Source organism: Chryseobacterium artocarpi (assembly GCF_001684975.1).
GTDB lineage: Bacteria > Bacteroidota > Bacteroidia > Flavobacteriales > Weeksellaceae > Chryseobacterium > Chryseobacterium artocarpi.
The window spans coordinates 461,329-474,586 of record NZ_MAYH01000023.1 but is presented as its reverse complement, the minus strand read 5'-3'; the positions used below and the strand labels follow the sequence as shown (position 1 = coordinate 474,586).

Below are 13,258 nucleotides of genomic sequence, written 5' to 3'. Positions count from 1 at the left end.
TAAAAAAACTTATGAAAAAAAACAGAACCCAACTTCTGAAGAAGTACATCCTTGTACTTAATGCATAATTTCTTTCTCAGAGAAATTTAATAATGCCTAGCTCATAACAGTTAATTATTAGCCTTACCATGAGACCGGTAAACTATTGTCTGTTATTTAAGCCAGCTGGTCTCAATCATTACCATATTTTACACAACTGAAAAAATTATATCATGTTTAAAGATGATAAAAAGCTTCCCAAAACGGGAATACATTCAGACAAACCAGATTTTGTAGACTCTATAAAAGAAAAAGTGAACATTCCGGATGTTCAGCATGTTACTTCACAGGTAAAAAATATAGCTAATACAGGTAAACAAATCCTCAATCAGCCATTATTACCCAATGAGTCCACTATTATTAAAGAAAAGGTTTGGTCAAAGCAGCCTACTTCAAAAATTTATAAAGCAGAGACGATTCCATCGAACGCAATTGCTGGGATCAATCGTGTTGTGAAGCTGGACATTCATGTTGAAGGCACTCCAATAAAGTATTTTAAGCATTTCAAGCTCACACAAAGTGCAACAAAGCATCATGAATTTGAGTTAATACTAGCCCACGATACTCTGGGAAAGGCAGAAAACCATAATCTTGAAACGATACAGAATTTCTTAGGCAAAAGAATTACTGTTGTATTTAAATATAAAGATGTGGAAGAAGGTCCTGAACGAAACTTTGTAGGAGTAATTACCGAAGTTGGTTTCAGTCAGGAAAAAGGAAGTCTTGGAAACCTTGTACTTTCGGGATGTAGTCCAACGGTCTTATTAGATGCAGCTCCTCATATTCAAAGTTTTGGTGGCGGGCAGCCTATGAGCTTAAACAGTATTGCTTCGGAAGTTATTAAAGAAGGATTGGGACAAGGTAAATTTGATTTCAGAGTGGATGCAAGACACGGAAATGTTTCCTACAGTTGTCAATACGAAGAAACACATTATAATTACCTTGCCAGAATAGCTGAAGCTTACGGTGAACAATTCTTTTACGATGGAGAAGTTTTACATTTCGGACAATTACCACCACAGGAGAAGCCTATAATGCTTACTTATGGAAGTAACCTGACTGATGTGAAAATCAAAATGAAGGCTCAGCATGTTACTCCTTCATTTTATGGATACAATAGCAGTAAAAATGAAAAATTTAAAGGAGGAAGTTCAAAGATCAATCATACTTCAGATATAGCCAAACGGGCTTATGAAATTTCAGAAAAAACCTTTCAAACCCCCTCATTAAGAATAGCACCTATTAAAGCATCATCATTTATGGATATTGATGCTTCCCAAAAAGGAACCGCGGGAAGTAACGCATCACAAGTTTTCATTACATCAGGAAATACAACAGTTCCGTTTCTTTATCCTGGTTGTATTGCAGATATAGAAATGCGGAAAACAGATACTAATGAGACCGAGTATTTTACAAAACTCATGCTGATAGAAGTAACTCATGAAGTGGATGCCAGAGGATATTATGATGGTTCTTTTCAGGCAATTGCATCCGATACAGGGTTTATTCCAAGACCTGAGTTTGTGGTTCCGGTGGCAGAACCTCAATTCGGAAAAGTAATTTCCAATACAGATCCGGAAAATCAGGGACGAGTGCAGGTTCAGCTTGACTGGCAAGGTGGGCAGGATACCACAGAATTTATCCGTGTAATGTCTCCCGATGCTGGAAGCAGTGAAAAAGTAGGTAAAAACAGAGGATTTATGTCTGTTCCCGAGGTTGAAGATCAGGTAATTGTCAATTTTGTTCATCTTCATCCTGACCGACCTTTTGTTATGGGCGGAATGTACCATGGTGGTATTGGATCCGGTGGCGGGACAGGAAATAATATCATGAGCTTTAGTGGAAGAAGCGGTGCCGAGCTAAAGTATGACAATGGAGCCGGATCTATGAACCTTAAAGATCAAGGGGGTGCAAGCATGTTCTTTGACGGAGCAGGAAATGCAACCACTAACGCCAATAAGAACAAAGAAGTAAATGTAGGGAATGATAATACAGTAAGAGCAGGAAATACCAATATGATCAATGTAGGAGATGCTTCTGTTCTTCAGATGGATAAAAACGGAAAAGTTTCTCTAACTGCGAATACTGAATTTAAAATTGTAGTTGGAGCCAGTACTGTAATCATTGATAAGGAAGGCAAGATTACTATAAACGGTAAAGAAATTAAGGTAGACGCCAAAGACAGCCTTGCTCTTTCAGGGAAAAACAGTAATAAAATAGGTGGAAAAGAAGTCCAGATATCGGGAGGAACAGAAGTTCAGATAAACGGTAAAAAAGTTAATATTAATAAGTAGGAGGATGGACATTGGAAAAGAATATCAGTACAATACTGCTATAATCGGGAAAACTAAAGTACATAGTCTGGATAGTGATTATAAGATTAATATTAAAACGTCCGTGATATATAAAGGAAAAGATCCGGATGAAGACTATCATATTTTTGAGATTACGGAAACAGATTATGATTTGGAAATGTATGAAGATCCTTTAATTGTTCAGATTACTGAAATGACCAATAAAGTATGTAGTATCTACAGTACTCTGGAGGTTGGTATTAATAAAAAGGGAGAAATTGCCAAGATCTATAACGGAGATATGATCCGTGAAAAGTGGAAAGGTGTAAAAGAATGGCTCAATAATGCACATCCTATTGAAGCTTACGAAATTATTAGGGCTAAGGAATATGAATTGACCAATGAAGAAATGGAAATAAAAAGCATACGTTATATCCATTTTATCTATCAGTTCTTCTATATTTTCGGAAAGGAGCCTATACAGGAAGGTTCCAAAAGCTATCTCAAAAGAGAAGATATGGATAGATTCGGAGCTGGAGTTGTTATTCCCATTAATCTTTCCGTGTCTGAGAAAGAAACAGAACAGGGATTTGATGAATGGAATGCGGAGGGAAAAATGATCCGTGATGAAAAAATCATCCGAAGACTCCGTGAGTTTGCGAAAGACAATTATATGCATCCCGAATATCAGGTAAAAGGTAAATATCTGTATGATGATAGGATAATGCTAAAATCAGATTTTACCATTACTGAGAAGCTGGGAGAGTTTTTCTACTATCATTGCTATATGGATACTCATTTAGAACTGTAAAAGTATGGAAGAAGAACAGTACCTTACGGAACAACATTATCTAGTCTGCACTAAGGGAGTTGCCCCAATGCAAGTGAAAGTAAGCAGTCAGAATTTTGTTAAGTTTAGCGGTAGCAAAGCCGCTACTGAAAAAGATACCCAGAAAGGCAACAACTTTGTCTGTCTCGGAAATACTGCTTTTACAGCAGGGCTAATTGCAGGTCTGGTCTGTTGCTGTTTGGTTCCTGGACCTGGCTGGGCAATGGCGTTGATAATTGCAGCGGCTCTTGCATTAGCAGTTGTGGCCGGAATTATAAAGTGTAAAATGGCAGCGGATAGTCGTGTATGGACCCAAACCGCAGAAAGGTTTACCATAGAAAATAAAAAAACACTTACCCTTAATTCTATAATGGATTGTCCCCAAGAGGGCGGTCAGGTTACACCAAAAGAAACAGTTTGGGAAGCATGGGGAAGCGCAGCTCTCACCAATCTAGGTCATGCAGCCAACTTTGCATTTGGTTTTCTTGCCGGAAGAGGTATGGGGGCAATAGCAGGAGAAGGAGCAATGGCGGCTGCGGCGGCTGAAGGAGGCGGGATGGCGGCGCTAAGGGCAGGAGGACAAGCTGCTCTGCAGAGCTTTGGAAATGCAGCCAAAAAGGAATTGATTGAACAGTTTACTTTTAAGGGCTTTAAAAACCTTCCTACAGCGTGCAAATGGTTGCGGGGCTTGGGAATCGGTGGAGCTTATTATGACCAATATAACATCTGGAGCAGCGATAAAGATGTACTTGATAAACTTAAAGAAAGCGGAATAAGTCTTGTTTTAGGAATTTTTGCGGCTCATGGGGCAACAAAATCGTGTTTTCCTGCAGGAACAAAAGTTCATACACCAGATGGAGTACAGAACATCGAAAATCTTAATGAAGGGGATTTTGTACTAACGTACAATGAAACGACCAAACAACAGGAATATAAACCAATTCTGGTAAAACATGAAAGATTTACCCAGCAAATGCTTACTATTGAGTTACCTACCGGAGAATTCGTACGTGTAACACCTGAACACCGCTTCTTCTGTAATGATGAATGGATAGAAGCCGGAAGCCTTAAAGCCGGAGATCTATTGCATTTAAAAGGTGGAGATTATACAACAGTTATCAGCGTGGAAGTCTTGCCTCATTACGAAAAAGTTTATAATTTTGATATTGAGGATAATGAAAATTATTATGTAACCGAGGATGGGATTCTGGTACATAATGGTAGATATAGAGCTATAGATAAAGCACAGCAATACGAAGATGATATTCAAGATTTATATGGGGGAGCTGCAAATTTTAATTCAAGACAATATACTGCGATAGTTGATGGGCAATTAGTAAACGGTGTTGCTGATAATGTTGCTATTATTAATGGAAAAAATGTAGCTATTGAGGCTAAATTTGTAGAAGATTGGAACAAGTCTTTAAGAAACCCTTTGGATACTAAACCTTGGGCAATAGCTGAACAAAACAAAATGCTTGACCAAGCAAAAAAATATTCTAATGCTTTTGATGAAGTTATATATCACACAAATAGCCAAGAATTGGCAGATCATTATTCACAGGTCTTTAGTCAAAATGGTATTACTAACGTAAGATTTGAAATAACACCTTAATTATTATGAAAATAGAAAATGTGATTCTTCCAGGAAAAGAAGAATTTGATTTTAGAGAGTACAGATACATTTATATTCAAAGTGGTAATGGAAAAATTACAAAAGATAATTTTGTTAATATAATTGCATCTGCCAATTCACCTTTAATCCCCAAAACAGGTGGTGTTTTAAGTGAGAATTTTATTATAATTACTCCGGATAACAAGCACTTTTATGGGTTATCCTATTCAAAAGATTTAATTGGATGGAGGCAACAGATTGAAAAAGGGATAGTAATACTTGATCTAAATATAGGGGAAATTAAGGATGGAAAATATTTTTCTATACTTAATGGAGAAAAATATAAATTAGAAGATTGTCAGTTTGAACGTTATAATTTTTATGATGAAACAGGTAATTTAATAAAGTCCAACACTCCTGTAGAAAAAGAAAAAATATTATAAAAATTAGACTGTCTGTTATGACAGTCTAATTTTTTACCTCATTACGAAAAAGTTTATAATTCTGATATTGAGGATAATGAGAACTATTATGTTACCGAAAATGGAATTCTGGTACATAATGGGTATACAACTGATTACTTAATACCTGGTTCACCAGAACATAAAGCTCAAAGATGGGAAGATTATAAAGGAGATCTGGATTATAACGCATGGAGTAAAAAATATGATGTTTGTATACAAAATAATTCTTATGGCTTAAAGAGAGAAGCTGAATATCGAGATGCAATGAACGGAGAGAATAAAGTTTTTAAAACTCCTACCAGTAATAGACAGATCGACATTTATAAAGGTGATGATATGTATATAGGACAACTCAAAACAGGTAAGGTTTATCATTGTGAACAAGCAAAGATAGATTTGGAAAAGGATGCCTGGCTTGTTGAACAACAATATACTGTTGAATATATATTAGAAGGAGGGGCTTCCAAACCTTTTTTAGATAAATTAGACGAACTTGGAATAAAATATAAAATAGGAAGTCAAATACCATAAAATTACATTAAATGAAGACTACAGATAACGAAAAGTTTGAAAATTTCATATTTCATTTAGACGAAATAGTGCAGAATTTTATAAAAAGAATAAATTCAAAAGGATACGATATTGATTTTGAAAAAAACTCTATTGAAAAATTTGAAAAGTATATTTTGGAGAATAACATTAAAGTTGAAGATAATGATTATTATGATGGGGCATGTTATTTGGGGGAATTGTTTAGGCACATCTATGGAGGAAACTGGATTCTTGATACAAACAAGAAATCTATATTTTTTAATAAACCTGTAATTGATTACGGAAGCGAAAGTGGTGTTTTGTTCTCTTCTTTTAATGCGTTGCGAGCTATAATTATTAAACAACAATCTGGAACTTTAGAAAAAATAATAGAAAGCAACACTAATCCAAAAAAAATTGATATAAATTTCAAATAAGCAACAAATTAAATTTTTTAATAAATTAGTACTGGAGGGGCTACATTAAAGATGATGCACTCCATGCAGTGGAAAGTGACGTAATTTTGATTTAATAAAACATGAATTGGCTTTACGAAAAACAATTAAAAAATCCTATGTCAATTTCAGAGGTAGAGAATAGCTTTGGAATTAAATTTCCTGAAGATTACAAAAAAATAGTTCTGGAACACAATGCTGCGATGCCAACTCCAAATACTATTGATACATCTAGGGAGAAAGCAAAGGCATTTGGTGAAATTTTAAACTTCAATCTCGATGCAGATGAAAATATCATTTCGCTATATGAGGAGATAAAAAACAAAATACCAACTGATGTTTTTCCTATAACGATGGATCCTGGTGGTAATTTCCTCTGTTTCGACTATAGAGAAAGTAAAAACGATCCCAAAGTTTTAAGGTGGGACCATGAACAGAAATTCATTATTGAGGATAAAGAACTCGTTATTGAAGATCATGAAAACGAATTCGACTATTATTACTTAGATTATGTAGCAGATAGTTTTACTGAAGTTCTAACAAATCTTTACGGAGATGTAATAAAAGAAAAAAAGCTAGATGAGGTTATTTGGGAAGATTTCCTTTCTGTTGAGAAATTAAAAGAATTTGATGATGAGACAATTACGCAAGTTAATAAACGGCTTATTAAAAAGGGGCTTCCTCCAATCATAAAGTAATTGATAATAGTTAGGATGCTGTCTGGCGTATAGTGCCGTAATTGTGTAAATTAAAGTCATGAACAACTTATTTGATAAAATTGAAGATTTAGGTGGTGTTAAATATATAAGCAATGAAGATTTAGAATCATCAATAGATAAATCTTTATCTATTGTAAATTCAATAATGGGTAAAATTCCTGATCTTGAGATTATTGAATTTGTTTCCAAATTTGGCAACAGTAGGTTTAATAACGATGTTTATGCAAAAAACGATATTAAGTCGGGGTTTTTACAATCAGGAGAGATAGAAATTGGAACAATATTCGGATGGGATGATTCAAATAAAGGTGTAGGCTCAATAATAAATCAATATTTTTCACCAAACCAGATTACTGCTAGGTTTTTTCCCTTATTTGAAGGATATCCAGGTGATATTATTTATTATTCTTTAGAAGAAGATTCTTTCGGAAATATATATTATTGGTACCATGAAAGTGATAATGAAGAGGATGATTACTTTTTAGCGGACACATTGCATGATTTTATTGATAATTTTTTCATCAAAGTAGATGACGATTCCGATGAAATACCTCTTTCAGATGATGAGCTCGAACAAATTAATATGAAAAGAAAGAAAGTAGGTTTACCACCAATAGATAAATTTAAAAATATAGTATAAAATCTTATTGAATACAAATTGTTGTCCTTATCAAAGCTGTTCATGTGAATAGCTTTTTTTCCTAATATTTCTTGCTAAAGAAGTTTATAATTTTGATATTGAGGATAATGAAAACTATTATTTAACCGAGGATGGGATTCTGGTGCATAATGGTAGATATAGAGCTATAGATAAAGCACAGCAATACGAAGATGATATTCAAGATTTATATGGGGGAGCTGCAAATTTTAATTCAAGACAATATACTGCGATAGTTGATGGGCTATTAGTAAACGGTGTTGCTGATAATGTTGCTGTTATTAATGGAAAAAATGTAGCTATTGAGGCTAAATTTGTAGAAGATTGGAACAAATCTTTAAGAAATCCTTTGGATACTAAACCTTGGGCAATAGCTGAACAAAACAAAATGCTAATTATACTACGGATTATAGTAATGCCGCAAGTAAATCTAAGTTAGGCCCTCCAAAACTACCATTCAATTACACCAGTGGAGAATACGGGATTCGAACCCGTGACCTTTTGACTGCCAGTCAAACGCGCTAGCCAACTGCGCCAATCCCCCATATGAAGCGGTACAAAAGTAAGTATTTATATGATATATGCAAATGTTTTGTTTAAATTTTATTTTCAGCAGTTTTATAAACAATTGAGTATAAAATAAGTCCCAATTTTCCTATATTTGATATTAACTTTTAAACTCAATACGAATGGAATTAAAAATAGGAGATACGGTCTACTTAAAATCAGATGCAAGAACCATAATGACCATCAATGACATCGGAATGAGAGGTCCAGAATATTTAGAATGTATTTGGTTTTCTCAAGAAATTTTGCAAATAGGTGAATTTCATAGAGATACTTTGGTAAAATATGATAGAGATTAATATAAAAACAGCCCCGTTTCAGGGGCTGTTTTATTTAACAAATAATTGTTGAAACTTTTTCACCAAAGTAGAAAAAGTCGTAGATTTATTACATAGAATTAAGTTGTTTTCTACATTCTATTTAAGATTATTAATATCTAAACGAATTCAAAAACTTCGCTTTTTTCTATATCGGGAATGCCGAAAACCGTATTAAATAGAGTAGGCATCCAAAACTAGTAACCGAATTATGTCAACACCGGATAAATATAGAGTGTACGATATAGTCAGTCATACGCTTTGTTACATTACCTCATCTTTTTTTACATCAATTGTGCCGTAACGAAAATAAAGAGCTAAAATGATTTTTCATTTTTTAGTTGTATCAGCTTGTTTAAGTATTACAATGTCATAGTACTGATTTGATATTTCATTAACCATAAAAACAAAAATCATGAGTAGAAAAAATCAATTTATTAAAGTACATCCGCAGTCATTTGATAACCTTATGAAAGCGGTCAAGAAATTTGAGAAGACCAATCCAGCCATAAAAGTTAAGAATATGAAGCTGAGTAAATTTTTGGTTGAAGTTTCCGATTATCAGAATAGTACAGCAACAATTGCCTATCAGGTAAAAAGAGCTATTCTGTTGGTATATGGAGACAGAGACACAGATCCGTTGACAGTTGATGATAACATTGATATGTCTGCTTATGGCTTTAGTGATCCTGAGAATTATAATGATCTTACCGCTTCCTTTAATAAAATTGCAAAGGGTCACAATGCGTCTGCCCGTAAGCTGTTACGGAAAGAAGTAAGAGCATGTGCAAAAGTAAAAAACTGTGTTGAGCTTGTAAGAAAAGTTAGCGATGTTTCACCCACTAAAGTTAATGTGAAATGAAAAAGTTACCCATTACAATATTTGCACTCATGTTTTGCACTTCATTACAGGCACAGGAAGAACCGGAAGAGAAAAAAACGAGTGAATCAGCATTTTGGAAGCATATCCTGATCAGTGAATCAATGGAAACAGCTGAAAAGAAAGAGAAACCAGCTCAGTTTATGCTCACATTTCCTAAAAATGCACCATCATCATGGTTGATCAATCTGGGATTAGGTTACAAATGGGACTCTTCAGAAACCGGGATCTCAAAGATTATGTTGGAATATCATAAAAATACGTTAACCGAAAAAAAACAGGATAATCTTCAGGTAGGCTACGGGATGGTAGAAAAATTGACTCCGAATGCAAACAGTGCTTTGTATATCAATGCTGATGGAAGATATGTTTATGACGCTGTGGGAACAAAAAACTCTTTAACATCAACAGTACTTTTCAGCTGGTATAAACGAGGTGAAGAAGGGTTGAACCTGAATACTGAAACAAAATTCAATAAAGGAAAAAGAGAATTGTTGCTGACCCTTTACGGAGGTACGCAGATTCAGGGAATTTTCAATGCAAAAGATAAAGATGCCAAAGGTTTTATTATAAGACCTCTTTATATATTGGGAGCACAATACCAATTCATGAATGATTCCGGAAAACCTTTTATCCGATTGAGTTTAGATTATACAGGAAGGGTAGATGCTGTAAACACTTCAGAGTATAAAGAAGATTATACAGATCTTTTCAAAGCTGGAGCTGATATTTTCATTGTTAATGAGCCTGTAAATATCTCTATCGGAGGCAGCTTTAATTATGGTTCAGATCCCATGAAAGGATTAGCGGAACAACAATTTTGGCTGGTGAGCTTGAATATTGGTAAGAAAAAATAAAAGAATATTTTCAATAAAAATAGCCATGTAAAAGCGCATGGCTATTTTAGATTGTTATAGTTTTATAACGGTTTTGTATATTTTACTCAATCCATTTTCTCCGGATGAAATATATCCTTGAAAATCTTCCAGACTTTTAAATTTGTTTGGAGTAAGACTATTTCTTCTGCTGGTAAAATAAAGGGTTCCCGTTTGATTATTGTAAAAAGGGCAGTATTCCATATATTTTGTATTGATACTATTTCCCATATTTTGTGCTTTTTGCCATTCACCTGAATTATCTTTTTTAGCAAGATATAAATCGCCGCTTCCTAATCCGTCTTTAGCATTATATTTTGTATAGATCAGTATATTTTCATCTTTAGAAATAAATGCATTGAACTCGTACCCATCACTGTTAATATTATTATTGAGTAAAACAGGTTGAGAATATTCTTTACCATTCCATTTACAATAATAGATATCATCTTTTCCCAACCCACTTTTTGCTTCCATTGTAAAATATAGATTATTATTATCAGAAAGAGTAGGATAGAACTCATTATTTTCACTATTTACATTGGGTCCCATATTTATTGGTTTGGACCACTTTTCATTCCTGTTTTCCCGTTCCACATACCAGATGTCAAAATCACTTTTCTTCATTTCTGATTCATATTTTGGTCGGTCTGAGGCAAAATAAAGTCTTTTCCCATCGTTTGATAAAAAAGGTTCCAAATAAGAATAACCATCACAAAATGGCAATAATATCGGGTCTTTCCACTTTTTGTTTTTTACATATACAATTTGTGAAAGGTCCTGTCCAGGACTTTGTACTGTAAAATAGGCTTCATTCTCATCAGGAGTGATATAAAATTCACGTATATTCTGAAATTTATCCAAATGTGGACTTACAACCTCTGTTTTTTGTCCGGATATAAAGCTGGTGGTAAAAAGCACAGCAATTAAAGATATTCCTATTTTCATTATCATATTTATTTTAAAATAGCATTTAAATATCAAGCAATCTTCTATGGAAATTAATCTGCCCTAAATGATAATCCAGATGTGCTAAATAATGAATCAGAAAATAAGTAGTTGACATTTTCTCTTCACCCGGAGCCCGTGAATATTCTTTATTCAGATCCTCTTCAGTAAGATGATTGAGAACATTATCCACAACAATTGCAGTTTCTTTAATCTTTTCTATAAGTTCAATTCTGGGAACATCTTTTGTTGAAAATTCCAATTCTCTTTGTCGGACATAGTTTGTGTTTCCAAGCTGAGCTCCAATAAATTGATTAAGATTACCAATTAAATGAAGACAAAGATTTCCGGCTGAGTTGGTAACTTTTTGATCTGTTTTCCAAAGATTATTTTCCTGTTGATAAGCTTCTATTTCATTCTTTAATCTATCCAAATCGCGTTGGTAAAGAGATGTAAGACTTTCTATGACCATGGTTATACAAATAGTTTTAATGATACTAATATAAGAATTGGTGTAAAAACCCAAAAGAGTATAGCAGAAACTTTCCTAATAAAGATTAAAAAGACTACTTATTGAAAAAAAATAAATCTTTAAACTCCATAATAAAAGAGCCACAAATCATTGTGGCTCTTTTGTAAATATTTTTATTATAAACTTCTTGATCGTGCAACTGAAAGTAGATACACTAAGTGCGAATACATACTGCGTTTTACAGACTCTATCTTTACATTACCTGTGGCTGGAGTAATGGTAGTTACAAGATCAGCAGTACATTGTCCTGCAAAATCTCCACTTCCCTGATAACGTGCTAAATTAGGACTTGGATGATGAATGATTGGATAACTAGGAGCAACCTGATTAAGAATAGGCGTTGTATTCGTATATCCTTTATTATCAATGTAATTAGCTCTCCATATCCCGGAGAAATTACCATTACCTGAAAGAATTTCCTGTCCTATTACAATTTGTGTATGGATAGGAGTTTCAAAGTTTGTACATGAGGTGTAATGATTTAGAGAAACAGTACAGGAAGAAGAATTATCGCCAGGCTGGAAACATTTTCCTTCATATATTACTGCCCTTTGCTCAGCAGCAGATGAAGAATTGTTTAATATTGCTTTTGGAGATAAAACTTCAGAAGGTGAGATTAATGAGAGTTCCCCTTGTGTATCTGCTACAACAATCATTTTATCAGGGTTTGATAAGTCTCTTACTCTTACAGAGCCATTTACATCTAAGGTTTTAGTAGGAGTGGAGGTATTAATCCCCACTTGTGCGCTTACACAACTACAAAAAGTAAGCGCTGATAACAAAAAAGTCTTTGTTTTCATGGTGAAATTTTGAATACGATTAATTTTTCACTAAGGTAAGAAATATTGTTGATAGCGTAAAATATCAGTATTAAATATACTTAATGCTGTTGAGTGATATTGCAAATTGAATTAAATAATGAAAAATTTTCACTAAATGTTTAAAAGTATTATTAGTGTTTTAAAATTGACGAATTTGTTTAGGAAATATTTGTATTTTAGCTGGAATATGTTTGTTTTTAATAAATATATTGACGACTAATTAAAATTCAGATAATTTGAATTAAAAAATTAGTAGATTTGCACGGAACAAAAAATAAATACTTATTAAACTCATTCTCTGTAACAGGAGATAACAGGATTTTTAGTTATAAAACTACTGAAACTATGAAGAAACTTTTTTTACTTTTATTAACAGGATTTTTATTTATCGGTTGCAGCTCTGACGATGAAACGATTTATGATTATATAGGAACATGGTCAGGAACTTATGAAGGTGCTGATAAAGGAGTCTGGAACTTTGTGGTAGACAATACAGGTAAAGTGTCAGGAACAATGCATTCCGAGGTTAGTAATGAAAACTATAATATTTCCGGAACTTTAAATAATACAGGAGATCTTAATGGAACAGTAGGATTACCATCAAAAGGAGAGTTCAAAGGAAAACTGAATCCAGATAAAAAAGGAAACGGAAGCTGGTCCAATTCACTTCCGACACCTGCTCAATATGGTACCTGGAAAGGTGACAAGAAATAA

The 13,258-nt window shown here is 33.7% G+C and carries 16 protein-coding genes, 1 tRNA gene and 2 pseudogenes; 15 read left to right on the top strand and 4 right to left on the bottom strand.

The window, feature by feature from the left end:
- The first annotated feature begins 212 nt into the window (after positions 1 to 212).
- From BBI01_RS10190 to BBI01_RS22990, 11 genes and pseudogenes are all read left to right on the top strand, one after another.
- Positions 213 to 2,333: a type VI secretion system Vgr family protein gene (locus BBI01_RS10190; protein WP_083190070.1), complete on the top strand. Its 2,121-nt coding sequence runs from the start codon at positions 213 to 215 to the stop codon at positions 2,331 to 2,333.
- Between the two features lie 4 nt (positions 2,334 to 2,337).
- Positions 2,338 to 3,144, top strand: coding sequence for a hypothetical protein (locus tag BBI01_RS10185; RefSeq protein WP_065394554.1), 807 nt, complete (start codon positions 2,338 to 2,340; stop codon positions 3,142 to 3,144).
- A gap of 4 nt (positions 3,145 to 3,148) precedes the next feature.
- Complete coding sequence (locus tag BBI01_RS10180) at positions 3,149 to 4,777, top strand: Hint domain-containing protein (protein WP_083190069.1); 1,629 nt, start codon at positions 3,149 to 3,151, stop codon at positions 4,775 to 4,777.
- A 5-nt stretch (positions 4,778 to 4,782) separates the two neighbouring features.
- Positions 4,783 to 5,220: a hypothetical protein gene (locus BBI01_RS10175; RefSeq protein WP_065394553.1), complete on the top strand. Its 438-nt coding sequence runs from the start codon at positions 4,783 to 4,785 to the stop codon at positions 5,218 to 5,220.
- Between the two features lie 54 nt (positions 5,221 to 5,274).
- Positions 5,275 to 5,334 (top strand): annotated as a pseudogene (locus BBI01_RS23070) (hypothetical protein); the annotation flags it as partial.
- A 171-nt stretch (positions 5,335 to 5,505) separates the two neighbouring features.
- The gene (locus BBI01_RS22530) at positions 5,506 to 5,772 is read left to right on the top strand and encodes a hypothetical protein (RefSeq protein ID WP_065394552.1); all 267 of its coding nucleotides are present in this window, start codon (positions 5,506 to 5,508) and stop codon (positions 5,770 to 5,772) included.
- Between the two features lie 11 nt (positions 5,773 to 5,783).
- Positions 5,784 to 6,209: a hypothetical protein gene (locus BBI01_RS10165; RefSeq protein ID WP_065394551.1), complete on the top strand. Its 426-nt coding sequence runs from the start codon at positions 5,784 to 5,786 to the stop codon at positions 6,207 to 6,209.
- Positions 6,210 to 6,310: 101 nt separating this feature from the next.
- Positions 6,311 to 6,925, top strand: coding sequence for an SMI1/KNR4 family protein (locus BBI01_RS10160; protein ID WP_065394550.1), 615 nt, complete (start codon positions 6,311 to 6,313; stop codon positions 6,923 to 6,925).
- Positions 6,926 to 6,983: 58 nt separating this feature from the next.
- Positions 6,984 to 7,586, top strand: coding sequence for an SMI1/KNR4 family protein (locus BBI01_RS10155; RefSeq protein WP_065394549.1), 603 nt, complete (start codon positions 6,984 to 6,986; stop codon positions 7,584 to 7,586).
- Positions 7,587 to 7,650: 64 nt separating this feature from the next.
- A pseudogene (locus BBI01_RS23220) lies at positions 7,651 to 7,707 on the top strand (hypothetical protein); the annotation flags it as partial.
- 21 nt (positions 7,708 to 7,728) lie between these two features.
- Positions 7,729 to 8,043: a hypothetical protein gene (locus BBI01_RS22990; RefSeq protein WP_065394548.1), complete on the top strand. Its 315-nt coding sequence runs from the start codon at positions 7,729 to 7,731 to the stop codon at positions 8,041 to 8,043.
- A 31-nt stretch (positions 8,044 to 8,074) separates the two neighbouring features.
- On the opposite strand, the gene BBI01_RS10145 is transcribed toward BBI01_RS22990, so the two are convergent.
- Positions 8,075 to 8,148 (bottom strand) — tRNA-Ala (locus BBI01_RS10145).
- A 145-nt stretch (positions 8,149 to 8,293) separates the two neighbouring features.
- On the opposite strand from BBI01_RS10145, the gene BBI01_RS22520 reads away from it, so the two are divergent.
- The 3 genes from BBI01_RS22520 (at position 8,294) to BBI01_RS10135 (ending at position 10,225) form a co-directional block, all read left to right on the top strand.
- Positions 8,294 to 8,470, top strand: coding sequence for a YodC family protein (locus tag BBI01_RS22520; protein WP_123862133.1), 177 nt, complete (start codon positions 8,294 to 8,296; stop codon positions 8,468 to 8,470).
- Positions 8,471 to 8,903: 433 nt separating this feature from the next.
- Positions 8,904 to 9,350 (top strand): hypothetical protein, encoded by a 447-nt coding sequence (locus tag BBI01_RS10140; protein WP_065394547.1) that lies wholly within the window; start codon positions 8,904 to 8,906, stop codon positions 9,348 to 9,350.
- On the top strand, positions 9,347 to 10,225 hold the full coding sequence (locus BBI01_RS10135; RefSeq protein ID WP_123862132.1) for a hypothetical protein: 879 nt from the start codon (positions 9,347 to 9,349) through the stop codon (positions 10,223 to 10,225). The genes BBI01_RS10140 and BBI01_RS10135 overlap by 4 nt, the downstream gene beginning before the upstream one ends.
- Before the next feature lie 54 nt (positions 10,226 to 10,279).
- Here BBI01_RS10135 and BBI01_RS10130 read toward each other — a convergent pair whose 3' ends face one another.
- The 3 genes from BBI01_RS10130 to BBI01_RS10120 form a co-directional block, all read right to left on the bottom strand.
- On the bottom strand, positions 10,280 to 11,191 hold the full coding sequence (locus tag BBI01_RS10130) for a TolB family protein (RefSeq protein ID WP_065394545.1): 912 nt from the start codon (positions 11,189 to 11,191) through the stop codon (positions 10,280 to 10,282).
- Between the two features lie 25 nt (positions 11,192 to 11,216).
- Positions 11,217 to 11,663, bottom strand: coding sequence for a DinB family protein (locus BBI01_RS10125; RefSeq protein ID WP_065394544.1), 447 nt, complete (start codon positions 11,661 to 11,663; stop codon positions 11,217 to 11,219).
- 176 nt (positions 11,664 to 11,839) lie between these two features.
- Positions 11,840 to 12,523, bottom strand: a complete 684-nt coding sequence (locus BBI01_RS10120; protein ID WP_123862131.1) for a hypothetical protein — start codon at positions 12,521 to 12,523, stop codon at positions 11,840 to 11,842.
- A 366-nt stretch (positions 12,524 to 12,889) separates the two neighbouring features.
- Here BBI01_RS10120 and BBI01_RS10115 point away from each other — a divergent pair, with 366 nt between their 5' ends.
- The gene (locus tag BBI01_RS10115) at positions 12,890 to 13,258 is read left to right on the top strand and encodes a hypothetical protein (protein WP_065394827.1); all 369 of its coding nucleotides are present in this window, start codon (positions 12,890 to 12,892) and stop codon (positions 13,256 to 13,258) included.